This is a genomic window from Mucilaginibacter psychrotolerans, from assembly GCF_004519315.1.
Classification (GTDB): Bacteria; Bacteroidota; Bacteroidia; order Sphingobacteriales; family Sphingobacteriaceae; genus Mucilaginibacter; species Mucilaginibacter psychrotolerans.
Genome location: NZ_SOZE01000009.1, coordinates 129,892 through 156,089, shown reverse-complemented (window position 1 = coordinate 156,089; position 26,198 = coordinate 129,892). Strand labels below are relative to the sequence as shown.

The 26,198-nt window shown below is 42.5% G+C and carries 17 protein-coding genes; 10 read left to right on the top strand and 7 right to left on the bottom strand.

Annotated elements, in window-relative coordinates; all coding sequences use genetic code 11:
* Nucleotides 1-11 precede the first annotated feature (11 nt).
* The 4 genes from E2R66_RS11460 to E2R66_RS11445 all read right to left on the bottom strand — a co-directional run bounded on the left by E2R66_RS11460 (nt 12) and on the right by E2R66_RS11445 (nt 7,177).
* The gene (locus tag E2R66_RS11460; RefSeq protein WP_158288389.1) at nt 12-2,339 is read right to left on the bottom strand and encodes a tetratricopeptide repeat-containing sensor histidine kinase; all 2,328 of its coding nucleotides are present in this window, start codon (nt 2,337-2,339) and stop codon (nt 12-14) included.
* Nucleotides 2,340-2,673: 334 nt separating this feature from the next.
* Nucleotides 2,674-4,020 (bottom strand): porin, encoded by a 1,347-nt coding sequence (locus E2R66_RS11455; protein ID WP_133230532.1) that lies wholly within the window; start codon nt 4,018-4,020, stop codon nt 2,674-2,676.
* A 125-nt stretch (nt 4,021-4,145) separates the two neighbouring features.
* Nucleotides 4,146-5,399 carry an MFS transporter gene (locus E2R66_RS11450; RefSeq protein ID WP_133230534.1) on the bottom strand — a complete coding sequence of 418 codons (1,254 nt, stop codon included), beginning with the start codon at nt 5,397-5,399 and terminating at the stop codon, nt 4,146-4,148.
* Nucleotides 5,400-5,437: 38 nt separating this feature from the next.
* Nucleotides 5,438-7,177 carry a thiamine pyrophosphate-dependent enzyme gene (locus E2R66_RS11445; RefSeq protein WP_133230536.1) on the bottom strand — a complete coding sequence of 580 codons (1,740 nt, stop codon included), beginning with the start codon at nt 7,175-7,177 and terminating at the stop codon, nt 5,438-5,440.
* Between the two features lie 344 nt (nt 7,178-7,521).
* On the opposite strand from E2R66_RS11445, the gene E2R66_RS11440 reads away from it, so the two are divergent.
* The 10 genes from E2R66_RS11440 to E2R66_RS11395 all read left to right on the top strand — a co-directional run bounded on the left by E2R66_RS11440 (nt 7,522) and on the right by E2R66_RS11395 (nt 20,147).
* Nucleotides 7,522-8,478 (top strand): MBL fold metallo-hydrolase, encoded by a 957-nt coding sequence (locus E2R66_RS11440; RefSeq protein ID WP_133230538.1) that lies wholly within the window; start codon nt 7,522-7,524, stop codon nt 8,476-8,478.
* A gap of 270 nt (nt 8,479-8,748) precedes the next feature.
* Entirely contained in the window at nt 8,749-9,582 is an 834-nt protein-coding gene (locus E2R66_RS11435; protein WP_133230540.1) for an enoyl-CoA hydratase/isomerase family protein, read from the top strand.
* Nucleotides 9,583-9,817: 235 nt separating this feature from the next.
* The gene (locus E2R66_RS11430; protein WP_133230542.1) at nt 9,818-10,405 is read left to right on the top strand and encodes an RNA polymerase sigma factor; all 588 of its coding nucleotides are present in this window, start codon (nt 9,818-9,820) and stop codon (nt 10,403-10,405) included.
* A gap of 72 nt (nt 10,406-10,477) precedes the next feature.
* Entirely contained in the window at nt 10,478-11,617 is a 1,140-nt protein-coding gene (locus E2R66_RS11425; RefSeq protein ID WP_158288388.1) for a FecR family protein, read from the top strand.
* 243 nt (nt 11,618-11,860) lie between these two features.
* On the top strand, nt 11,861-15,349 hold the full coding sequence (locus E2R66_RS11420; RefSeq protein WP_158288387.1) for a SusC/RagA family TonB-linked outer membrane protein: 3,489 nt from the start codon (nt 11,861-11,863) through the stop codon (nt 15,347-15,349).
* Nucleotides 15,350-15,359: 10 nt separating this feature from the next.
* Nucleotides 15,360-16,832: a RagB/SusD family nutrient uptake outer membrane protein gene (locus E2R66_RS11415; RefSeq protein ID WP_204985905.1), complete on the top strand. Its 1,473-nt coding sequence runs from the start codon at nt 15,360-15,362 to the stop codon at nt 16,830-16,832.
* 16 nt (nt 16,833-16,848) lie between these two features.
* Nucleotides 16,849-18,036: a DUF4369 domain-containing protein gene (locus E2R66_RS11410; protein ID WP_158288386.1), complete on the top strand. Its 1,188-nt coding sequence runs from the start codon at nt 16,849-16,851 to the stop codon at nt 18,034-18,036.
* 9 nt (nt 18,037-18,045) lie between these two features.
* Entirely contained in the window at nt 18,046-18,609 is a 564-nt protein-coding gene (locus E2R66_RS11405) for a TlpA disulfide reductase family protein (RefSeq protein ID WP_133230550.1), read from the top strand.
* Between the two features lie 189 nt (nt 18,610-18,798).
* Nucleotides 18,799-19,248: a protein-disulfide reductase DsbD domain-containing protein gene (locus E2R66_RS11400; protein ID WP_133230552.1), complete on the top strand. Its 450-nt coding sequence runs from the start codon at nt 18,799-18,801 to the stop codon at nt 19,246-19,248.
* A gap of 566 nt (nt 19,249-19,814) precedes the next feature.
* Complete coding sequence (locus E2R66_RS11395) at nt 19,815-20,147, top strand: hypothetical protein (RefSeq protein WP_133230554.1); 333 nt, start codon at nt 19,815-19,817, stop codon at nt 20,145-20,147.
* Nucleotides 20,148-20,654: 507 nt separating this feature from the next.
* Here E2R66_RS11395 and E2R66_RS11390 read toward each other — a convergent pair.
* Genes E2R66_RS11390 through E2R66_RS11380 form a run of 3 tightly spaced genes read right to left on the bottom strand, consistent with a single transcriptional unit; the run spans nt 20,655 to nt 26,198 of the window.
* A complete protein-coding gene (locus E2R66_RS11390) occupies nt 20,655-23,495 on the bottom strand; it encodes a M16 family metallopeptidase (protein WP_133230556.1) in 2,841 nt (946 codons plus the stop codon).
* Between the two features lie 10 nt (nt 23,496-23,505).
* A complete protein-coding gene (locus E2R66_RS11385; protein WP_133230558.1) occupies nt 23,506-24,861 on the bottom strand; it encodes a MutS-related protein in 1,356 nt (451 codons plus the stop codon).
* The gene (locus E2R66_RS11380; RefSeq protein WP_133230560.1) at nt 24,858-26,198 is read right to left on the bottom strand and encodes a MutS-related protein; all 1,341 of its coding nucleotides are present in this window, start codon (nt 26,196-26,198) and stop codon (nt 24,858-24,860) included. Before E2R66_RS11380 ends, E2R66_RS11385 begins: the two co-directional genes overlap by 4 nt.

Sequence of the window (26,198 nt, the reverse complement as noted above, 5' to 3'; positions counted from 1 at the left end):
CTACTTCTGTGCTAACCATAATTTAATATTATGTTTTGGTCTTCAGTTGTGATGTAAGAATTCGATTTTACAAAAGAGTGGTTTTGGGGGCCGACCGGAATTTTGAGCCAAATTGTTACCCCTTCATCATTTATAATTTTAAATTCAGCCCGTATTTGCCCGCTAAGCCCTTTCATCATAACAATTCCAAGTGAATTAACGCTGTCAAGATCAAAATCCTTTGGAAAGCCTTTTCCGTTGTCTGATATTTTAAGCAAAAACGACTGTTCATCGCCAGATTTTGTAAGCGATATGCGCACTTCCCCGCCTTTTTCGTCAAAAGCATACTTGATTGCATTTGTGATCGCTTCGTTGAGAATAAGGCCAACGGGCACAGCAAAGTCGACGTCCAAATTTATAATATCGATTTCAGTTTTAAATCTTATCCGTCGCGTAGCTGCACTGAAAATGTTCGTCAAATCCTCCACCATATCCATTATATAAGAATTCATGTCGATGCTCAGACCTCTTTTTTCCTTATAAAGTTTTGAATGAATCAGCGCAATCGCCTGAACGCGCTGCTGGCTTTCTTCAATGGCTTGTAACGCCTCTTTGTTCTCGAGGTATTCAAGCTGTGTACTTAATAAACTCATGACTATCTGAAGATTATTCTTAACTCTGTGATGAACTTCCCTTAATAATATGTCCTTATCAGCAAGTAACACTTCTTTCTCGCGAAGCAGTCCTTCTTTCTCCGAAACAATTAGCTGGAGATCGCTGTTTTGGCGGTCTATCTCATTATTTTTAGCAGTTAGTAACCGATTGCTTTTAATTTTATTTCTTATTGTGTTAAAAGTAATACCTGAAATAACAAGCATAACCAGTATACCCACAGCTGTAATATTGCGTGCCAAATCAGCTTTTTGTGCACGTGCCAGATTAGTTTTGTTCTGAGCGTCAAGAAGACGAATTTGATTTTGTTTCTGTTTTGTTTCGAAAGAAACTTCCAGGTGATTTAGCTGGCTAGCCTTTTCAATGTTAAAAAGTGTGTCTTTAAGATGAGAGTGGTATTGGAAATGCTTAAGAGCAGAAAAATAATTTCCTGAGGCTGAGTCCACTTTTGATTTATTCAGGGCCAAAGTACTTTTCTGCACTTTTGTAAAGTGTTTACTTATACTCTCAAGACCGGACAAGAACGGCGCTGCCTTATGGAACTGCCCGGTCGTTACGTAAAACTCTGCAATTGTCTCATATGTGGCTGTAAAATAATCTATGTTTTCATATTTTGGATCCATAGATCGATAACCTCTTACAGCACGCAGAAAATAACGCTCAGCTATATTTTTTTTTCGCATTGCAGCGTAAACTCTTCCAAAAAACTGATTTACATCTATGCTTTGCCTGGTGTCCGGCGGCATGGAAATAATAGTCCTTTTCAGTATCGTTAAAGCACCTGCTGTTTTTCCCTGATTAAGCAGGGCGTTAATTAAATTATCTAACGGGTATATGTAATCTCCTTTAGCTTGTATAGTAAGGGAAAGCTCCTTTTTTGCATAAATCTCGGCTTTGTCATACTCATCGAGCTGAAGGTAAAGATCCGTTATTCTGTTATAACATAATATTTCGCCATTTATGGTGTAATATTCTTTGTGCTTTTTTAAAGCATCAAGATTCTCAAACTGATAAAAAAGCTGCTGGTAAAAATCGCCCTTTGAAGCAGCTAAGGTTGTCAGGTTATCCAGCGCCCATCCATAAAGATCATTATAATATCCGTTTCTTTTACTCTCGTCCCGTATGTTCAAAAGACTTTTTTCCGCCTCGTCTGTTTTTCGTTCGTCAAGCAAGATATGCGTCCGGCGGGCCATTGCTTGAATGTATTTTTTCTTGTCCCCGGCCTCCTTGTAAAGGATTGCTGCCTTCTGATAGCAATCCTTTCGCTCTTGCTGATGGTCATTTTTCCCATTGTTCGCCAGCTGGTCTCCAAGAGCCAACCAGGTATGTGCTTGCTGGTAGCTGTTTCCCTGTTTCTTATAATAAGCGATAATTTGTTTAAAAAAAGTTTTCCCGGTTTCCAGTCTGCCTGCTTCGATATAGCATGTAGCCAACGAAATAAATACTTTGTTTTTCCATTCCGGCAGTTGTAACTGATCACTAAGTTTTACTGCCTGATTTAAGTATAAAAAAGCGCTGTCAATATCTTCTTTAGCGTTACCCGGAAGATATAAATAATGATCGCCTAAATGCCACAGAATATCTATCCGGCTGCTATCCGGTCTGCTCTGATCCAGCGAATTAACAAGCTGTTCAACACTGTTTTTTGGTGGTGTCTGAGTGTAACCGTTTGTTCCGGTTAAGAGCATTACACAGCTTATAAGGAATATCCTGAAAGTGGGCATGTGTTTTTTTCTATAAAAGTAAAAAATATTTTACAGTGTCAGTGCATGTCTTTAATGGCTGTAAGTGAGGCGTGTACAGTCAAAAACGAAATATTAAAAAATAGCTCATTTCCGAACGAATAACCGCCGGACGTGTGATCGGCAAGTTTTTAATTGACGGCATTAAGTGTAATATACCAGCAGACATTGTCTGCAGCAAAGGAATGAATTCCGGCAGGATTTAATAGTACAATTAACAGCTAATAATACAGCTTCGGCTTCATTATTCTTATATACAAGACTTTGCTTGTGCAAGCAATTACAGGTAGATTTGTGTAGCGATAATAAACGACCCTTTCGACGATTCCTGCCTGTCGGCAACAACAATTGGCCGGGTTTGATATTTTAATGATATCCGCGCATGGTGGCCATCAAGGTAGATATTTCCGCCTGCACTCCAATAAGTGAAGCTTGCGTTCCCAAAACGATCAAACTTTTGCCGGCTATATTCACCAAAGGTTTGAAACCTCGTTTTGCCATTTAAAATTGTTTTTGGCAACAGTAAGCCAATTTGCGTGAACCAGGATGTCCCGGTTCCAATGATGGGAGCAGCATTACCAAAACCGGCCTGGGAGGTGCTGCCATTATAATTCGGAGCCGCGCTGACATTTTCATTCATGATTGAACCGTAACGCAGGTAATTGGGGCCAAAGTCATAGTGATAGAAGACGCTGTATCCGGTAAAAGCCCAGTTTTCTTTTCCCCCAAATGGCAGGTCAGCGAAAGCATCTACAGACCATAAATTTATAGCATGACGGATGAGGGCGGAAGAGGCGCTGTTGGCAGCTTGCGTTACTGTTCCTTCAGCACTGCTGTAATATCCGGCACCGATATTAAAAACCTTTTTTGTTCCCACATAGGTTCCGGTGAAGTATGGTAACAGGTTGTTTTCCTTCTCAAAGAATTGCCAGGTAGCATATCCTGTAGTTGCTATTTTTCCGGTAGCGTTATTATCTACGGCGAAACTGCTATCCCGGCTTCCGTGCGGGAACGCTGCAGGCGAGGACAATACCGTGAACGGCTTGTTTACTGCCCAGCGGTAGCTGACCGGCCCGAGGTTACCTTTGAAGTATACACCGAGCTGCCTTGCAAACTGATCGGAAAGGTCTACCAGCGGCCAGTTGTAAAGCGGCACATCTACGGCCAGGTAGTTTGCAGAACCTGCTGAGGTCAGCCTGCTGATGCCGTTCCAGTAATGGAGACCTGTTCCGACGTATAAGGACGCTTTATTGTTTCTTCCGGTATTGGGGTCCTTATCCGGAATAATCGCGTATTCATTCCACAGGTCATGCAGATAAAGTTCCGGCTTTTTGCCGAGGGTACCGGCAAACGTCTGACCGCCATTTCCGGTATTGCCTCCGCCTGCTGCGCCGCCGGTGGAGAAAGCCTGATTGTCTATACCGATATCTGCCAGTATCAGGTAGCGGGGGGAAAGCTGGCTGTATGTCACAAACCGGAATTGCCTGAGGCTAAAATCCGACCAGCTTGCTTTAGGGACGCCATTGATCGCTGTTCCGGGATTGGCGGCTGTCTGTCTTGCCCAGAATGTTCCCCAGGTCATAAAGCGGATATATTTTTTTCCTGACGAATCAAGCTTGATTGTCATCCCGTCTTTGTAATCCGGCGAACCTCCCTGACCAAAGATCAGCTTGGTGCAGCAGCAGCAGCATAAGAGGCAAAAAAAAAATTTAAAAAGATTCATTTCAGGCATTTTAGGATTTATGGATCATATCAATTTGCTTTCTTTTGACGCGGGCCAGTTTCTTTAATAACCAGGCTGACGATTAATGCTGCTGCAGTAATCAGAAGGAGAAAGCCGCCGGCCTGTCTGAAATGCTGCGCATGGTCAGTGGCTGTCTGCAGGTTTTTGCCGTATCGCGATGCGAAAACCGGACCAAGCAGGGCTGTGATACTGAAAGTCAAAAAGTTTATTGCGCCTGTCGCGCTCCCCTTCACCTTATCCGGATTTGCTTCTTTGATGATGGTATATGGGATCATAGCTGCACCAGATGCAATTCCGAATAAAAACATGCTAATGAGAGGAGAGGCCAGCCCGGGCAGGAAAACCAGCTGTGCGAAACTTGCCAGCATGATAAAAATGCCGCCGGTAAGCACGGGTTTGCGCCTTCCGATACGGTCTGATATCCAGCCAAGCAACGGACAGCCGATCACCCATCCCAGGGGAACCATGGAACATGTAAGGACAGCATCCTCATAACTATTGCTGCGGTCACGCTGGAAGAAGGCAACACCCCAGGTCATTGCGAATATAGTCGTAGGGGCAAAAAGCAGTCCCGACAGAAGGCCGCTCAGGTAAGATTGCAGATTTCTGAATACAATTCTGTAAGGCTCGATGATATTCATGACCCCGGATTGCCTCTCGCTGCTTTTATCCTCGCCCGGCGTCGTAAAATATAGCAGCATAGCGATTATTCCGCAGGTTATACCTAAACCAATCCAAAAGCTGCTAACGGACAGACCTCTGTGGATGAATGGTCCGACAAGAAACTGGCCGGCTGATCCGCCCAGCATTCCTACACATTGCGTGATGCCGATCGCAGTGGCGATGTACTTCGCTGCAAAGCCGTGAGAGGCGAGGTACACGCAGCCTGTAAAGGCAAAGGCGGAACCGGCACCCTGGAGCAACCGGCCGGTATCACCTGCGATTACAACTGGCAAGGCGAACAGGATACAGCCCAGGGCTAAAATACTAGTTCCGATCGCTACAGGGGCTTTGGCGCCGTAGCGATCAAGCGCAATACCTGCAATCAGGCTTGTTGAGGAATATGTATAATAATAGGTACCAAGGATAGCACTTACCCCGAGCGGATTTACGCTGAAAGTTTTGCCGAGTTCCGCAATCATAACTGCAGGGGAAGATCTTATAACATATTCAAGAAAATAGAAAATCAAGCCGAAAAACCAAGCGATTATAAACTTCTTTTCCATGTTTTTTTTGAGGGCAGGTGATGATATAATGTTCATAAAGACATTTTTAGATGAGTGTTACTCAGGAAGAGAATTTAATCAGTTAATTCCGTTAAGTGTTTGTAATTAGATTTTACGGTATCCAGTACTTCAATAAACTTTCCTCCAAGCATAAGTTTGGTCATAGACAAAGCCATGCCCTCCACCATTTTTAGCTCTATCTTTGGTGGCATCGCCAGAGCGTTGGGGTCAGTGAAAATATTTACAAGCACGGGGCCCTGGACGCTAAATGCCTCCTCAAGGGCTGATGTCAGTTTTTCAGGGTCATGAATTGATATATTTTTAATTCCCATTGATTCTGCAACCATAGCGAAATCGGGATTCACCATATCCGTCTGGAAGTCCATCAGTCCCTGTACCTCCATTTCGAGTTTGACCATACCTAGTGAACGGTTGTTAAATACGATCATCTTTATGGGTAATTCGTATTGTTTGATTGTTGCCAGGTCACCTAAAAGCATAGAAATACCGCCGTCTCCGCACATGGCGATCACTTGACGATCGGGACACGCAAAAGCGGCACCAATAGCGTGGGGTATCGCACTGGCCATGGAACCATGGATAAATGATCCCAGCATGTGCCTTTGACCTGTCGACCTGATATATCTGGCTCCCCATACGCAGCACATACCGGTATCTACGGTAAAAATTGCATTGCTGGCAGCCAGTTTGTCAAGTTCCGCAGCGACTGCCTCCGGGTGGATTGCATCAAACTTTCCCTTGTCGCTGACATAAATTGCCAAATGCTCTCTGACCTTTTCATAAATATGAAGCTGTGCTTTCAAAAAGCTGGCATCAGTTTTTTCATTCAGCAAAGGGAGGAGAGCCTTTAGGGCGGATTTAATATCGCCGTGCAAACCCAATTTTAATTTTGCCCTTCTGCCCAGTTTTTCGGGATTGCTGTCTATTTGTACAATGATTTTATCATGGGGGATAAACGGAACGTATGGAAAGTCAGTTCCCAGCAGGATGACTAAATCGCTTTCATGCATGCTGTGATACGCGGATGGAAGTCCAAGGAGCCCGGTCATTCCAACTTCATATGGATTATTATGCTGGATTCCCATTTTACCCCTGAAAGAATACCCAACGGGAGCCTTGAGTTTCCCGGCGAGCTGAATAACTTCGTCATGTGCATCTGCGGCCCCTATTCCGCAAAAAATGCAAATCTTCGGGTATTTGTTGACCAGGGCAGCGAGGCTTTCCAATTCATCGATGGCAGGGATGATAGCTGACTTTGAGAAGTAATTCTCGTTTGACGAGATATTTTCCACTGCGTGCAAAGCCGCCACGTCGCCGGGTAATCCCAGGACGGCAACACCCTTGCGATGAACCGCGTGCTGAATAGCCGCCTGGGCCATCCTTGGCAGCTGGGCTGGAGTTGCTGCTATCTGATTATAGTGGCTGCAGTCGTCAAATAAACGTATGGTATTGGTCTCCTGAAAATAGCCAGTCCCGAATTCATGTGTTGCACAGGTCGACGCAATGGCGAGCACGGGTGATCCGGAACGGTGTGCGTCATAAAGGCCATTGATCAGGTGGACGTGACCGGGGCCGCTGCTTCCGGCACAGCACGCGATACCTTTGAGCTCCGCTTCGGCCGCAGCAGCAAAAGCGCCTGCTTCTTCATGACGTACATGAATCCATTGTATTGCAGGCTCTTTCCTTACAGCGTCGTTTAGTTCGTTAAGACTATCACCTGTAACGGCATAAATACGTTTTATACCAGCTTGTACCAGCATCTCTACTAATTGTTCCGCAACTTTTTTTGACATGATTCTCTGTTTTAAATGGTAGATTATTTTAATGAAAATTTGTTCGGGTGATTTTTAATTGCACCGATAATGCAAAGGTAGATTTGAGTGTATCTGTAAAAATGTACTGATAGGCGTTTTTGTGGTATGTTCAGCAGTGGCATCTCCATTCGGGTTTTTACCGAAGCAGGCAGCTATTGATTTATGGTGACGGGGCAGTCGAGAGTCCGGAACGGTCATGCCCTGCAGAAGCTGCCTGGCCAATTTGCATTCTTTGATATCCTTCAGGCATACCATAAAATGCTGGATACGTCCATTGAACAGAATCTCATGGCTTACTAATTTTGATTAAAAAATTAGCCAGAATGAAATCAACAGAAAATTACTTAACTCGCAGAAGTTTTATCTCTTCTGCCGGGCTTCTTTCGGGGATGTTATTGATATCGCCTAAGTCACTTTTTGCTCAGCAGGGCAGTCCGGTCACAATGATCATTGAGGAGGCCAGAAAGTCTCCTGTCATTACCACGAAACTTAGGGGGAATTTAACACTCATGGAAGGTTCAGGCGGCAACATCATACTGGTGAGCGGTAAAAAAGGAAATTTGATGGTGGATGCCGGCATCGATGTATCAAAGGAAAAGATAAAAGCAAAAATTGCGGAAATCAACGATATGCCGCTCCAGTATCTGATTAATACGCACTGGCATTTTGATCACGCCAGTGGTAATGAATGGATAAATCATGAAGGGGCTCAAATAATAGCCCATGAAAATACCAGGAAATGGTTATCTCAGACAACCCGGGTTGACGATTGGAATTATACTTTCCCGGCAGCGCCTGAAGGTGCTATTCCGACCACAGTTATCGGCAAGGCACATGAAATAAATTTTGAAGGCCAGCTTATAAAGTTAAAGCACTACGCCCCCGCGCACACCGACAGCGATCTTTCGGTTTACTTTCCGGATACCGATACGCTTCACGTAGCCGATACGTGGTGGAACGGGTATTATCCTTTCATTGATTATAATACTGGCGGAAGCATACATGGTATGATCACGGCAGCTGAAGAGAACGTAAAGGCCGTTACAGACCGTACGCTTGTTGTACCTGGACACGGTCCTATCGGTAAGAAGGCTGATTTATTGGAATATCGGGATATGCTGTTAAATATAGAAAAGTCGATAACGAAACTTAAAAAAAGCGGAATGTCGGTAAAAGAAGTAATTGCCTCAAAACCGACGAAAAATTACGACGAGAAGTGGGGTAAGTTTGTCATCGGTCCTGATTTTTTTACTGCGCTCGTTTACAAGGGTGTTGCTTAAATTGACAAGTAAGATGTTTTAATATGTATGGAATCGGCGTCGGCACATAAAGCCGATTAATCACGTCTGCTGCAAAAAATATTCTGAAACAGAGCCGGCGCCGAAACTTTTGCCAATCCATTTGAATAGCCGTACATATGCATTGGTTTTCCGGAAGCTATGGCATACCTTTATTACTTGCACATTGTAAGTAATAAAGGTGGGTCTTGTCAAAATACCCCCTTGCTTTCCCCCGTAGATATTAGTTTTTAGGCAATTTAAAATAATTACATGAACCCATATAAGCTGCTCCGGTCAGAGAGGATAAACGTACAGGTCGCAAAGGTGACATTTGCTAATCCCCCGGTTAATTTAATATCTCCGGAAACGGTTTCGGAGCTGTTCGATTTAATCACAGAATTGAGTAAAGATGAGCTGCTAAAAGCGGTCATTTTCGCAAGTCGGACGGAAGATTATTTTTATAATCATTTTGATCTTTCAAAATTTGGTGATTTTCCAAAACCTCAGAATGATGGGGATGTGCCCTTATGGACTGATATCATTTTTCGGTTGTCGCAAGCTCCATTTATCAGTATTGCATTAATCCGCGGACGCACCAGAGGAGGGGGTAACGAATTGGCTTTAGCTATGGATTTAAGATATGCGAGTAAAGAGAAAGCATTCTTTGGTCAGCCGGAAGTTGGCACTGGAATTCTGCCGGGTGGAGGAGGGTCCGAATGGCTTCCCCGTGTTATAGGACGCGACAGGGCACTGGAAGTTATTTTAACAGGTATGGATTATGATGCAGAGACCGCAGAAAAGTACGGGTGGATAACGAGGTCAGTTTCAGACGATGAGCTTGACAGTTTCGTCGACAATATCACAGAGCGTTTGGTGTCTTTTGATAAACAAGCGCTGATATCCGCCAAATCTCAGATTAACCGTGCGTCCCTGCCTCCCCGTGAGGATTTTCTTAATTCTTACAAGGAGTTTTCAGAATCGATGAAGTGGCCGTCATTGATAACTAATCTTCAAAATATGGCGGAACTTGCCAGTCATGTAGGTCCTGCGGAGTTAGAGAAAAATCTGGGCTATTATTTAGGGGTACGGAAGAAAGACGTATAGGTCAGGCTGATCAATATATATTAAACGATCCAAAGATTTATTCCCCTTATTAAGAGTTACCTTCGGCGGATGCGTTGAATTTACTGACGGGCCTTGGTTAGAAAAGAGAGAAGTGAGGCCGACGTTAATTGATACGCTGATGCGGCTTTGTTTGATGAATTGCACCGGATAGGCAGATGGTGTCCGTTTGATTAGGAATTATAAAAATGATATATTCGTCCAACAGTGTTATCGGATGTTGTACACCACTCTCACAGATACGGAGTTAGTTGAATTATTACGCCATCAGGATCGCCTGGCTTTTTCAGAGATTTTCAACCGCCATTGGGGGCACTTATATGTTCATGCCCTAAAAATGTTAAAAGACGAAGATGAGGCTAAGGATATCGTGCAGGATGTATTCACTTCGCTGTGGACAAAATCCGGGAGTTACCAAATACTATCCAGCCTTCAAGCCTACCTTTTTGGTTGCGTGCGCCACAGAGTCCTGAATTATTTAAGGGACAAAAATACGAGAAATACATATACCGATCTTTTTTCGATTTTTCTACAGCATCAGCATAACGCTGTCCTTGAAAAAATTGAAGAGAAAGAATTACTGGATGCCATTAACGCCGTGATTGAATCTTTGCCGGAGAAAATGAAGAGGGTGTTCGAACTTAGCAGAAAAGAGTTTTTAACGCACAAGGAAATCTCTGAAAAGTTAAATATTTCTGAAAAAACTGTTAAAAGGCAAATTTCTAATGCCTTATCGATACTGAAAACTCATATTAACAAGCCTGAGAACATGATATTGGTGCTTTTTTTGAGCAGTTTTAAATAATTATTAAAAAAAAGTTAAATTTCTCTGCATCCTGCGGGCTTGAGCGGTGTCTTATTAATGATTTACGTCATTATGGACAATATAAAACAAACCGAAGAGCTTATTAATAAATATCTGGCCGGGGAATGCACCGCGGAAGAGACCATATTGGTTGAAAGATTCTACTTAAGCCAGTTTATAAAAGAACCCTTTCCTGAAATAAGTGAGCGTGACATCAAGGCTGAATTGTCGGCAAGATTATTTAATGAAGTCATACCGGAGCCTGCCGTTTTACGAAAAAGGAATATTGCGTCATTGTGGCGTTATTCTGCCGCAGCCGCTATTCTGGTAGCGATATCTGTTTTTGGGATACATTTTTATAACAATCAAAAAAATAATCTGAAACCAAATAACACTTTGAGCGAGATTGTTCCGGGTGGCAACAGGGCAGTACTTACGTTGGGCAACGGGAATAAAATTTTCCTGAACAATCGCGGTAACGGGCAGCTGGCTATTCAGTCCGGCGTGGCTGTCAAAAAAGCTAATGATGGCACCATTCTGTACGAATCTGATAAAAATTCCAAAGGTGCTGATATTGCCACGCTTTATAATACAATAGAAACTCCTGCCGGAGGTCAATATAAAGTGATCTTACCTGATGGAACTAAGGTTTGGCTGAATGCTTTATCATCTCTGCGCTATCCGGTTGTGTTCGCAGGTGACACACGTCAGGTTGTGTTAACCGGGGAAGGATACTTTGAAGTTGCACATGACAAAGATCATCCGTTTTTTGTGCAATCGTCCGGACAGTCAATTCGTGTTCTGGGCACTCACTTTAATGTGAATTCTTACCAGGACGAGCCTGTAAACCGAACAACTTTACTGGAAGGCCGCATAAAAATATCAATTGGATCAAGTGACAAAATTCTAATACCCGGAGAGCAGGCTTCCGTTACAAATAAGCAAATACAAGTAACTAAAGCGGATCCGGAGGAATCGGTTGCCTGGAAAAACGGCGATTTTGTTTTTGAACAAGCTCCGTTAAGCATGATTATGCGGCAAATAAGCCGATGGTATGATGTTAAAGTGATATGCGGAGGCGATGTAGGGAACATTAAATTGAGCGGTTCGATTTCAAGATCAAAAAGTTTGAAGGAAGTGCTGACCGTTCTGGAAATAACAGAGGCTGTTCATTTTAAAATTAAAGAAAGGAGTGTACTGGTTATGCCATAGTATATTTCAAGTATGGAAGCCGAAAAAGCCGGAAACGTTGGCGCGTCTCCGGCATCAAAAGGGCTTATATATTTATTATTTCAATCCTAATAATTTAAACCCGAACAAATGTATAAATTTTACATTAAACACGGATGCAATAACCGTGCTTGTGCCAATTTATGGCTTATATCTTTTGTTTTTCGACTGGTCTTTTTATTCCGACGTCGAAATTTAATTGCATTCTTTTCCTTTTGTCTTTTAATGACAGCTGGACTTTTCTCAAAAGCTCAGAATGTCACACTCAAAAGGACCAATGCACCTATATCTGATTATTTTAAAGACATTAAGCGTCAAACCGGATACGACTTTGTCTATACATCAGAAATCTTGCATAACAGTAAATCACTCACGATCGATGTGAAGAAAATGCCGCTGGGGGAAGCGTTGAAGCTGCTGTTCAACAATCAGCCATTTTCTTATCAGATTAACAGCAAAACCATCATCGTAATTAAAAAAGCGGAGGTATCATCAGCATCAGACGATTCGCCTGATCAGGGGAATAGTTTGGTACATGGCAGGGTGTATAACGAGAAGAATGAGCCTTTATCCGGAGCGACGCTTCGCGTGCTCAACGGACGTCTCAGTGCTGTCACGGATGAATCGGGGAATTATGTGATTATAGGCCCGCCGGCTGATGAACGATTAGTGGTATCATATATTGGTTATAAAACTGATACAGTAGCCATCGGCGGTCGCAACGAGATCATATTTTACTTACAGCCGGATATTATGTCGATGAAAGAGGTTGTTGTTTCAACAGGTCTCCAGACATTGAGTAAAGAGCGCGCCACAGGTTCGTTTTCGAAGCCTGATATGGAAGTTTTTAACCTGAGAACCGGCACTAACGATATTTTACAAAGGCTTGACGGGCTGATACCCGGACTGACAGTACTAAGCGGTCCTACGAGTGATATTCCTAATAAGTCAGGTCAGTCAACGAAAAAGGTAATTGTGCGGGGCAATACAAGCATCAATTTGGATACTCAGCCTTTGTATGTTGTCAATGGCATCCAGGTAAATGATATTGGCACGATTAATCCTAATGATGTAAATGACATAACCGTTTTAAAAGATGCATCGGCGGCCGCGATCTGGGGAGCACGTGCAGCTAACGGTGTCATTGTTATAAATACTAAATCAGGGCGCAGAAATCAAAAGATAAAAGTAAACTATAATGCGTTTATTAACTTTCAGGGAAAGCCTGATTTAAATTATCAGCCAAGGCTGAACAGCGCACAGTTCGTCCAGCTTGGGAAAGAATTATTTAATCCGACGTTGTATCCTTATAATTCTCTAAGCACGTCTTTTATCGCGCCTCATGAACAGATTTTATATGATCAGAACAGAGGCTTGATTACTTCGGCTCAGGCGACTGCAGGGTTAGACAGCCTTTCCAGAATTAATAATCTCGATCAGATTAAAAAAATATGGTATAGAAATGCCTACACCACAAACCAAACGGTTTCAGCCTCAGGAGGCGGCGAGGCATACTCCTTTTACAGTTCTATTTCTTATATTGATAATCATACCAATGTTTTGGGGGCGAGCGACAAATCGTACAGGATTAATCTTAATCAGAGTTTTAACCCAACTCAAAGACTCAGGATATCGCTAAATGCTTTGCTGGCTAATACCGATCGTTACGATGCGAATTCCATTTCGGTGGGCAGCAATTTTTTGCCTTATCAGCTTTTCAAAGGTGCGGACGGCTCCAATCTTAATTTGAATTATCTTCAGGGGCTGACACCAGAAACCCGTGCCGATTACCAGGCCCGCAGCCGGGTAAATCTCGATTATAATCCTTTGAATGAACTTAATTCGGCATTCTCCAAATACAATGATCTGACGGCGAATGTAACAGCGGATGTGAATTTAAAACTGTGGAAAGGGTTCAGTTATCAAGGAACTTTTGGTTACCAAAAGAGTAAAATTAACAATACGCAATACAGTGATATTAGTTCATACAAAGTGCGCGAGCAGGTTGTTGCGTTTACGGTAGCGCCAAGCACCAGTTCAACTCCGGTTTACTATTTACCGAATGAAGGCGGAAAGTATGTGTCTATACCTACTGATCTGAAAAACTGGACGATTCGTAACCAGTTGATTTACAATACTAATTTGCGTAATGGAAAGGATCAGTTTAATTTTCAGATAGGACAGGAAGCCCAGGAACAGAAATTGGCCTCTACGGCGAGTAATGTTTTCGGCTACAATATGGACTTGCAGACTTATCCTCTGATTGATTATATCAAATTAAACAATGGTGTGTTTGGCACTGTTTCTTCCGGCAGAAGTGTTCTGGGACAGGTTCCTTTTACGAGTAATGAAACTCTGACACGCTTCAAATCCTATTTTGGATTGATGAATTATACTTTCGATAATAAATATAGCGTAGACGGAAGTATCAGAACAGATCGCAGCAATCTTTTTTCAGGAGCTCAATCGGGTCAGAAAAAGCCTGCTTACAGCATTGGGGGTAAATGGTATATCAGCCGGGAGGCTTTTATTAAAATGCCGGATTGGCTGAACGATGTCGCATTAAGAACAACCTATGGGATCTCCGGAAATTCACCTTATGTGGGCGCCGCCTATCTTCAGGACATTCTTATTGCTGAAAATAATTCCACAACAGGAAATGCATTAAATATAGATATCCCTGCTAATCAAAATTTAAGCTGGGAAACAACCCGCACAATCAATATTGGCCTTGATTTTTCGATCCTGCAGCAGCGTATAAGCGGTAGTATTGACTACTATCACAAACGAACTACGGATTTGCTGGGCGGTGTGCCTGTTAACATTCTGAATGGTACTTCCTCAATTACAGGAAACCTGGGCAATTTGCATAATCAAGGCGTCGAACTAAATATCAGATCTGTAAATGTAAAGGGAAACAACTTTACCTGGAGCACGAACCTGACTTTCGGTTATAATCAAAACAAATTTGATGAATCCGCGGGCTTACAGCCTTATATGCTGACAGACACTTATCGGTTGTCATCTGAGAATGTTGTTGGCTACAGTTCAACGCCGCTGTTTGCCTATCGATTTGCCGGACTGGATAACATGGGAGATCCTCAAATTAAGCTTGCTGACGGCACTATAACTAAAAGTTTTAATTCAGCAAAGGCAGAAGACCTGGTTTATATGGGTACCCGCACCCCCAAATACAATGGAGGATTGACTAACACATTTCTTTATAAAGGTCTGGCCCTTACCGCTAACATGATATACAATTTCGGCGCTGTCATGCGAAGGGATGTTAATCAGTTTTATTCTGGAAGACTTACAGGATCTGCGGGCGGATACTATGGCAATATAAACCCGGAATTTTTAGACAGGTGGCAAAAACCGGGAGATGAATTATTAACCAATATCCCCTCTTATGTAGCCGATCCGTCAGAGAATTTCAGGCGAAATACCCAATACTACACTTTGGCGGATATCAATGTTGTTAATGCGTCGTATATCAAATTAAGGGAAATTACCTTGTCTTATAATATCCCGGAAGCAACGCTTCGTTATCTGAAAATCAGTTCAGCGAGCCTATTTATCCAGACAGGGAATTATATGATCTGGAAAGCCAATAAGTTTGACATTGATCCTGAATTCCAGGATTTCAGGAATGGCGGGCGCGGCCTGCCAGCGTACAAACACAGTTTCAGCATAGGGGCTAATATTACATTTTAAGCATTTGAACATGAAAAGATATATACAATCAATGTCGTTCTGCTTGATCCTGATGTTATGGATGGCAGGATGCAAGAAGAATTTTCTTGATGTGATTCCCAAGGGCCGGCAGGTAGCAGTTACAACAAAGGACTATGACTTACTGCTGAACAGCAGTATGCAATATGTTTATCAGGGCGGGGGAGGCTGGCAGGCACTTGCATTAATGGGGGATGACGTTGCGGCAGAAGACTCCTATTTTTCGGCTGCTGTCCCGTCAGCTCAGAATGCTTTTCGCTGGGATAATGATTTATACGTACCCGGCGACTTTATAAGTGAAGTTACCTTGTCTTTGCAAAACCTGTACACGGTAAATAAGGTAATTCGGGAAGTCGCCGAATCTACAGGAGGCAGTGAACAGGAAAAGAGGGCTTTAATAGCTGAGGCCCGTGCTCAGAGAGCGTGGATGTACTTTACTTACGTCAATTATTACGGCAAACCGTATACAACTACCGCTGCTGAGGATCCGTCATTCCCTATCATTAAAACGGCGGACGTGAACGCAGGAAATTACACGCGAAACAGTGTAAAGGAAGTTTACGACTTTATGATTGAGGACCTTACAGCAGCGATAGGAGACCTTCCCCTGGAAAATATGATCGGTGCTACAAGATGGAACAGGGCAGGCGCAGAGGGGGTATTGGGGAAAATATATTTGTTTAGCGGAAGGAATAAGGAAGCGCTTGATATGTTTAATGCCGCTTTTAATGACCTTGCCCGCCAAAATACCCCCGCCAGGCTTTATAATTACAACGATGAGTTTGCCGCCGGCGGTAAGTTCGATCCTATCACCCCTGATGGCCCGACAAATTCTCCCGGTCTTAACTATAATGACAACACGGAATCATTGGTTGCGCGATCATTTTACAACGGCCCTAATAATGGCAATACCCTGGGAAATGACTTTATCATATTGTCTGAAAATGCGCGTGCTCTTTTTTTAGCATCTGATCTGAGGCTGAAATTTTATGCTGCGCAGTTCGCTTATCAAGTTCCAAATCCATCGGGCAGGCTTTCGAAATATAGTGAGCAATTTGTAAAATTCGGTATGCAGCTGCCAGAACTTTATTTACTCAGGGCTGAAGCCAATGCCCGCTTAAATAATCTGGCCGATGCCAGGACAGATATCGAAACCCTGCGTAATAACCGTATGCCTTCAACTGATGCGGCAGTTCCCGCTGCCGTATATGCTGATCGGAAGAAACTAATCCAATATATTTTTGACGAAAGGACGCGTGAATTTGCAGTAGAAGGATACCGGTGGCTGGATATGAGAAGATTATCTGTTGATTCGCTTTTCGGAACGACAAATTATAGTCATACGCTATACCTGGACGATACTTATACTAATATAAAAGTCTTCAGCCTGCGACCTGATCGTCTCACCTTAAGACTGCCTTATTCTATTATGAATGATAACCCTCAATTTAAAAACAATCCATAATCCAAATAAAACTGATATGAAATTTAATAAATTATTTTTTGCGGCACTATTGTTAATACCAGCCGTTTTAAGCACCAGTACTGCCAAAGCACAACAGTCATTTACAATTAATGGCCAGCTGAGTAAAAATCAGCAGGGAATGGTATTCATGATGTATGATAAAAACGGAAAGCGTATAACAGATTCTGCTGATGTTGTTAACGGTGCTTTTAAAATTACCGGAAGTATCACTGATCCCAGCTATGGCTTTATTGTCTTAAATCCCAAACGTGACCCGTCGAACCCGATGGCATTGCAAATAAATGATGCCAGAGACATTTTTGTCGAGCCCGGATCTTTTTCTTTGAAAGGAGATTCTGTTATAGCTAAAGCCACTATTGATGGCGGCGGACCGACACAGCAGGCGATGAACAATTACAAAAATGAATTAAAGCCGCTGCTGGATGCACATTATGCATCCAGCCAGAAAATTTTTGACTACAGGAATCAGAAAGAAAATCCTGAATATTTGAATGCGCTAAAGCAATCAAAGGATGTTAATGATAAAATCAAGGCCTATGACTCGGTTTACATAAATACTCATCCTGAAAATTATTTTGCTTTTTTTCTATGGAGCAAATATAACCGGGCGTCCTCAGTAACTTCAAAATCAGAGCCTGCGTTTAACCGCTTTTCAGACAGGGTTAAAAATTCTGCTGAAGGACGGATCATCGCTGGCAAAATAGATGCGGATAAGCGTCTAGCCCCCGGGAAATTAGCGCCCGACTTTACGCTTTCAGATTCTTCAGGAAAGAAAGTGAGTTTAAGCTCTTTTAGAGGCAAGAATGTCATGCTGCTCTTTTGGTTTCCGAACTTTATGGGATTCAGTGATTTTGATTTTAATATCGGAAGAATTTCCAGGCGTTTGCGCGACAAAAATTTCGTTTTGGTCAGCGTATTTTACAACGTTAGAGAGAATGATGATCTATATAAATGGAAAAGTGTTATCAGGTCGGGAGGATTCCAGAACTGCGTGAATTTACAAGATATCGGCGGGTTGCCGTCAGAGGGAAATTCTGGTGTAGTTGCCAAGTCATATGCTTTGACAGAATCAAGAATGTTGCCTGTGGCGATGCTTATCGGCCCTGATGGAAAGATCATCAGCAATAAACTGAAACTATTAGACACTGAATTAGCACTTGACATAGAGAAACAACTTAAATAGAGAACTAAAATGAAAAACTTAAAACTCATTATAACCTTTTGCCTTATTGTTTTTTCGGTGGTGGTTAAGGCACAGCAGGGACAGATTGAATACCTTGATTTGGGTACCAAAGTAACAGAATATCCGAAGGTGGAATGGCTTAAGGGAATTCCGCTTACAAAGTTTGATAAAGACAAAATCTATATCATTGATCTGTGGGCAACCTGGTGTGTTCCATGCATACAGGCAATGCCTCATTTAAATGCGCTAAGTCAGAAGTTCAGCAACAAGAATATAGTATTCATTGCTCAGGACGTTATGGAACACGATAAAGCCAAAGTGGAAAAGTTTATCAAGGGCAATGTTAATATGGAATACCTTAATATAGGTTACAGCGGGCCTGAAGGCAGTGATTTTGACCAAAAGTGGGTTAAGCCAGCCGGTGTTTCAGCAATTCCGCAAACATTTGTTATTCAAAACAATATAATACTCTGGCAAACACATCCGGCCCTGTTAAATGAGAGTGTAATTCAGTTACTACTGGATGGGAAATTTACGATAGAGGCAGCTAAAGCTTTAAGTAACGGCAAGTAGCCCCGGTAAAAGAAATAAATCGGGTGAGGCTTTGCTTTGGCAAGACTCCCCGATTTACTTATCAGCCATTTAATTTGATCATTATTGGCAAGTTTTATACAGTAACGAGCATTTAAAGCTAATGCCAGGCTTAGCAGCTGTGGTTAGAATTCCTTCAATTATACTAAGACCAATATCAGCATAGATAGAATGAAAACCTTTTTTATAACATTAAAGTTTATTTGCATGAGCTCTTTCCTTTTTGCGCAAGTATTAACGCCGGTCAAATGGTCGTATGCTGCTAAAAGGACCAGCAAAACAGAAGCCGTAATTCTGTTAAAGGCAACAATAGAAAATGGCTGGCATATCTACTCCCAGCATTTAGCAGAAGGCGGCCCTGTAAAGACGGTGTTCACATTTTCTGCGGGAAATAATTATGAATTATCCGGAAAGACAACAGAACCCACACCTGTAACCAAATATGAAAAAGCTTTCGGAATGGAGGTTAGTTATTTTGAAAATTCGGTCATATTCAAGCAGCGAATTAGGCTTAAAAGAACAGGCCCTCTTAAAATTAGCGGAGGAATTTCTTACATGACCTGTAATGCTGAAAAATGTCTTCCTCCTGATGATTTATCGTTTTCTGTATTAATTAAGTAGATCATTTTAGGGATGGACGCCGCTCGGCCGGCAATGCTATTTTAATTTCTTAATACAGGCAGTCGGCAAGTTTACAATCCAGGGAGTACCTCTCATACCAGATATGGTATTTGAGCGGCAATCGCATATCATTAATCTTCATTAGTTCTTAATAGTTTAGTTAATTAGTTAATAGTACCCGGGAAGCGGGTACTATTTTTTACTTAAGTAGTTCATAAGTTCGATCCTTTAAGCTGTGACGCTGATTTGTGTAATGAAAATATCGTTACCAAAGGCTGTTATCGCATACTTGAATTTTACCGTTAAAGGTCGCGCTGCCGCCATTATCTGTTTGCGGGAGACGGTAAACCCAATGTTTATAATAGAAGATCACATTTTTGCTTTAAGCAGGTTGATAAGCGTTCGCAACGAGCTGTAAAGGAGGTGATTAAGGTTGTTATATATCGCTTTCAGGATCATTAATCGGCGAAATGTCGTGAGCGTATTCTTGTCTATTCCGGCATTAACTTACTCACTGTCAATTTTTTATGAAATGGCATCCTTTTTAGAGATTATTAGAAAACTGTATGAGCCAATTTAACATTTATTCGCATCAAGAATGCCGGTCGGAGATTATCGATCAACTTCGGAAAAGTGGATATTCCAGAAATTATAAGCTGGGCACAAAGCGATTCTTACTTTGTTTGGAGGATAATAGTTGCATTAGTTACGACCTTGCCGTGATCAGTTTGGTTGATCATGTCTCAGGCGATCTAAGGGGGACGGATTATTTGCTTTTTATGGTTGAAACATCGACCGGAGATAAGGGCATAATGGCTCTTCCTCTGGGAGGCGGCAAAAATAAATATTCCGGCAGTTCCAGGGCGAAGTTAATGGAAGAGTTCTGGAAAGCTTTTTGATGAAAAACTATTATTGGCTTAATGGCCGTGAGTACTTGGCGTGGGTATTCCCGGATTCAGAGCAGAATGAAGGCATGGGCTCAACTATTTGTTACCTGGCATGAGGAGTCATGCTCTTTTTTGCTGACTTAGGGATAGGCTGAAGCTTTTACTACTCGCATGGGGGCTGGCAGATTGCCTATAGTGCAGTGTGATCACAACTCTTATTTGCGCCGGAATAGCTGGTGTAATGCTATACCTGCTGCCTGGTGTGCAAAAGAGAACGCAGTCTTTTGCAGGGATCTTTCTGCGCATCCCATGCTGCAGAATCGTTAAAGCTGAATATGTTTATGGTCGCTAAATGATTTTATTGACCGGCCCCCTGGATGTTCGGCTAAGATATTTTCATTACTACCGCGTTTTAAAATATCAATAAGCGCTTTCCCGGGCGCTTATTGATTAACTAAAAATGATCTTTTCTTCCGAAGAGATTATAAAGAACAGGGGAATAGGGTATCGTAAGAATAATTATGGGCGGCTTTTTTCAGGGAGCAGTATAAATTTGATGTAATTCTGTCCATTCAGATATTGACGAGCCGCATTTCGGATAATTTCCGGGTTAACAGACTCCAGTACCTGGTCGTACTTTAAATAATCCTGCAAAGGTTCCATATTTTGTAATTGGGTTTCCAAATACCCCAGCCAGAAGCCATTGGATTTTGCCAGTGTTTCCTGCTGACGTCTTTCTTCGGCAATAAACTTGTCGACGTTAAGCTGCGGTGGGCCGGAAGTCTTGAGCTTATTAATCTCATCTAACGTTGATGAGATCAATTTATCGACGTTTGCAGGTGAGCAGCCGAAAGATATATTGAATGTAAATCTGCCTTTAGGCAGTTTGAACGCAGACGCCTGTACCGATGGTGAATAAACGCCGCCTTCATCTTCCCGGAGCCTTTCAAGCAACCTGATCGCTAATGTTTCTTTTAAGGCATCCAGGTAAAAAGTATTAGATAATGTATAATCAAACTCTCCTGAAAACACCAGTCTGACAGTAGCTTTATCCTCGGATCCTTTGTATATAACCTTTTCAATTTTACCTGCAGGTATATTTATATTAAGATCCCTGGCCGGCCTGGTGGTATGGTCCGCAGGTAAGCTGCCTATGTATTTTTCTATTAAAGGCTTGAGAGTTACGGTATCTATTTTACCCACAAAAATAAAAGTGAATCCTGATGCATCTGCAAAACGCTCTTTGTAGATTTTATACGTGCGCTGCGGATCTATCTGGTCTAATTTAGCGACAGCCGGGCCTGTGCGTCTGATGTTGTAGTTCCCTAATACAGCACTTACCGAATCCTGAAAAACGCTGTTTGGATTACTACCTCTGTTCTTTAAAGTGGCTTTTCCACGGTCTATGAAACTTTTAAACAACCCGGTATCCAATCTCGGCTGAGTGAATTGAGCGTAAACAAGTTGCAATGCGGTTTCAAGATCTTTATCAACGGTTGCGCCTGCTATTCCCTGAGTGCGTTCTGTTATATATGGCTGTACCCGCACCTGCTTGCCTGACAAAAATTTGGTAAGCTCATTAACATTATAATTACCCGCACCGGCTGACGAAATGATCCCCGCCGAATACAATGCCGACTGGTAATCCCGATCTGCGTAAACTGAAGTGCCGCCGGGACCGAAGGCACTGAAAATTATTTCGTTATTCCTGAAATCAGTTGGTTTTAACAAGACTTTTACGCCATTGCTAAGCATATAGGTTATTGTCTTAGGCTCCGGATTTTCCATTTTACTGATGACCTTTCCCGCAGGGGGTATATTGCCAAGCAAAGGGATTTTACTGGTGGAATCCTGATAGGCATGTAAATCCTGATTTTCACTATCGCTGAGCCATTTGCTGAATATCTTTTCTGTTGGTAACCCGGTTTTTTCTGTTTCGGGAGCCAGAATCAGAATATCTCTGTTTACGGCAGTGATGTAAGTCTTGCTAATCAAATCTAAATCAGCGAGGGCAATCCCGGGCAGCAGCGATTTAACCATAGTAAATTCAACATTGATTCCCGGAGCTGCTGTTCGTTTTAAAAAATGCTGGAGGTATTCATTTACATAACTATCTGAACCGGTCTTGTCTTTTTCATTGAATGCTGATTCCATGTTGTTCAGATAATCCATTTTAGCCCGTTCGAGCTCTGAATGGCTGAATCCGTATCGATTAACTTTTTGAATTTCACCCCAGACAGCCTTAACGCCACATTCAAGTTCGCCGGGTTTCACCACTACAGTCGTGGTAAGGCTGCTCAAATCCCCGATAAACTCTCCAAGACTGGTATTTCCCTGAATAAATTTTGGCGTATTTTGACGGCTTAATTCTGCAAAACGCTGTGCCAGCATGTAATTGTATAGTTGCCTGATGATTCCGTTTCTGTAATCGCTTTCTGTAATCAGTTGCCTGTCCTTTTGTTTAATGATAATTTGGGCTACTGTTGAGGTCATCTCCGGATCGGTTACGGTAATGAACTGCTGTTTTCCCGTTAGCGGGATATGATAGACTGGCCTGGGTTTCGACGGGGAAGGGTTTTTAAGGGTAGAAAACAAGTCTATTATGCGTTTTTCCATTTTTTTCACGTCAATATCCCCGACAATAATCAGCGCCTGCATATCCGGCCGGTACCAATCTGCATAAAACCTTTTGATAGCCTCAGGCTTAAAGGTGTTGAGTACACGATCTGTGCCTATAGGTGACCGGAATGCATACCGGGATTTGTTTAGCAGCAACGGCCAGTAATGCTCCTGCATTCTTTCCTGGGCACCTTTTTTCAAGCGTTTTTCTTCTAAAATAACACCGCGCTCCTTATCAATTTCGATGGTTTCTAATGTTGCGCCGTTCGTCCAGTCGCGCATAATTTGTAAACCGTTTTCGACAATTTCAGGAACATCAGCAGGCAGGGGCAGCTGGTACACGGTTTCATCATAGCTGGTGTATGCGTTAATGTCTGCACCGAATCGCACACCTGCCTTTTGCAGGTAATTAATCAGCTCATTTTTAGGATAGTGCGCTGTTCCGTTGAAGCTCATGTGTTCCAAAAAGTGCGCAAGCCCCTGCTGATCATCTGATTCTAATATTGAGCCGGCTTTGCTGGCCAGATAGAGTGTAACCCGGTTTTTGGGCTCTTCATTGTGCCGGATATAGTAAGTAAAACCGTTCGGGAGTTTGCCAATGTGTACCTCCCGGTCTAACGGCAGGGGTGTCTCGCGTAAATGATGGCTTCTTTGTACGGTCTGGGCGAGACCACTTAAAGCTATAGTAAACAGGAAGCAAAATAGCAAAACAGGGAGATTGCAGAAGTATTTCTTTTTCATAAATCGTAGGTTAAAGTTTATAAGGCTGGTTTGGGCTGCTGTCTTCAAGCATTTGAAGGATACCCTCATTTTCAATAATCATCATTCCATGTCGGTCAGCGGATATGCCTTGTTGTAATTGGTAGGTATAACGCGGAGTTTTCCCATTGATAAGTGTTGGCAGATAAAGAAATTGGATGTTATTATCCTGTAGCTGCAGGGCTTCTCCAACTTCGATTATATGGGTTGATATAATAAATAAGCAGTTGGTGTAACGCACAAACTCTGTTGTAACTGCCAGGGTCGCATCGTAGGCGTCTTTTACATTAGTACCTTTAAATAGTTCATCAAATATCACAACCAGATCCCTGCCTGCTGCAACTTCACTGGCGACTGTTTTTACTCTGATTACTTCTGAGTAGAAATGGCTATAGCCTTTATTTAGGTTGTCAGATACGTTAATAGATGAATATATACCGCTTTTAACAGAAAAATTCATTTCTGCGGCTGCTACAGGAAATCCCATATGAGCCAGATATGTATTGATACCCAGTGCTTTCATAAATGTGGATTTTCCGGCCATGTTGGCCCCTGTGAGGAATATGAGGTTCTGATTCTGGCTGAGTGTCACCGGGTTGGAGACAGCTTTCTTTACATCAGGATGCCACAGCTGAACTGCATCGAGAACATTCTCAGCGTTTGGGCGAGCAAAAGGGAAATTAAAACTATTTGCTTTCGCTACCTGCGGAATTGCCATAAATACATCAAGCTCAAAGATTTCCGTGATTACCTGATTCATTTCTGACCGTAATAAATGCCTCAGCAAATAATCATACTTTGCGAACGTAAAAAGAGAAATAATTTCTGATTCAGCCTGATTCAAAAGGCTGACCAGGTCCGGGTTACATAAACGTGTTTTGAGCTTTTTGACCGGTCCCTGGGAGGCTTTCTGCAATTCGCTTTCATCATTAAAGGCTTTCAGGAATTCTCTGCATACATGCAATACCTTTATTGTAATCCGCAGTCCGGTTTCAATTTCTTTGTAGTGAGTGTCTTCAATGAGCGTGCTCAGTATTTTTTTACCGGTCAGATAAATGACAGAGAGGAGAATGCTTGATTTACCGCTGTCGCTCAGATAGCTTTGAGCGACGGCCAGTTCTTCCGAGCTGAAAGGAAAACTTAATTTATGCTGCTGAAAGTACCGGAAGGTAGAAACGCGGCTGTTTATTTCATCTGCGTTATCCAAAGGTTTCTCAAACATATGCTGAAGTAATTTTTCTCCGCCTGCCGTATGAACCTTATTAAATAAACTGAAAATTGAGTTTGGCTTATACTTACCTAAAATATTCAGGTCTTCAAGCGTTTGTTTATCTGCAAAAAAGCTCATGATATATTTTTTTTGTTTTGTCCGTTTTTAAGGATGTCCAGTATTCCTTCGTTTTCAATGATCAGCATACCGTGCCGGTCTGCTGAAATTCCATTTTCAAGGGTGTAGGAATAAACAGGCTTATCGGCATTCATCCGGGTAGGAAGGTATTTAAAACTTACAGAGGAATTTTGTTCTCTTAGAGTCTCGCCAGCCTCGGTTATGTGTGTAGATATCACGAACAGGCTATTATGTTTTTTTGCAAATGCCGATGTTACTGCAACAGTTGCTTCATATGCGTCTTTTACATTCGTGCCTCTGAACAGCTCGTCGAAAATTACCAGTATGTTTTTTCGGAGGCTGAGTTCCCTGGCGATTTTTTTTAAACGGAGTACTTCTGCATAAAAATGGCTGGCGCCAATTCCAAGGTTATCGGGTAAATTTATAGTAGTGAAAATGCCATCCATTACAGCAAACTCCATTTTTCCTGCCGGTACCGGGAAACCCATATGCCCCAGATACATGGCAATACCAATGGATTTCATAAAAGTAGATTTGCCGGCCATATTGGCTCCCGTCAAAAAACATATATTCTTATCAGATTCAAAAGTAAGGTCGTTGGGGACAGCATTCTTTAACAGGGGGTGATAAAAGCCGGTGATACCGGTGTTTCCCTGCTTTGTTAAACAAGCTTGCGGCAAAACAAACCCGTGTTCTTTTGCTACTCTTCCAACAGAAATTAAGACGTCTAAAACGTAAATATACTGTAGCAGTTCTCTTACGCTTCCCAGGTGCTGAAAGCGGAGAAGCGAATCGAATTCAATTAATTTGGTGCCGGTTATGTTTACATGTGCGGACTCTTTCAGCAAAGCAGCAAACGGCTCTGAAGACAACAGGGATAATATTGTATTGTCCCGGTAATAAGGGCCCGCTTCAGAGTCATCGCTTGCCAGCAGTGTTTTTAACTGATGGGTTATGTTCAGAATAGCGTTTATGCCATTGCTGATAATTTGGTAGCCGGCATCGCTGCTGATTAAATTATTCAGTCTTTTTTCGAAGGTTTGTTTCTCGTGCTTCAGGCGGGTTCTCTCATCGGTATCAGCCAGGTATTGCTCCGCCATGTCAAAGAGCTCAGTATTGAACGGAAATACTGTATTGTTTTCAGCGAAGTGTTTTATCCTGCTGCTGCGATTATTAATAGCCTCAGCATCTGACAAGGGATAACGAAACATTTCTTCCAGCATTTCGGCTCCTTTTGCCGTGCGGGTACGGTTGAAAAGGTTAAAAACAGAATCTGGCCCTGGCCCGGGAAAGATGTTCAGGTCCTCGAGTGTTTGTTGATCGGTATTGAATGCCAT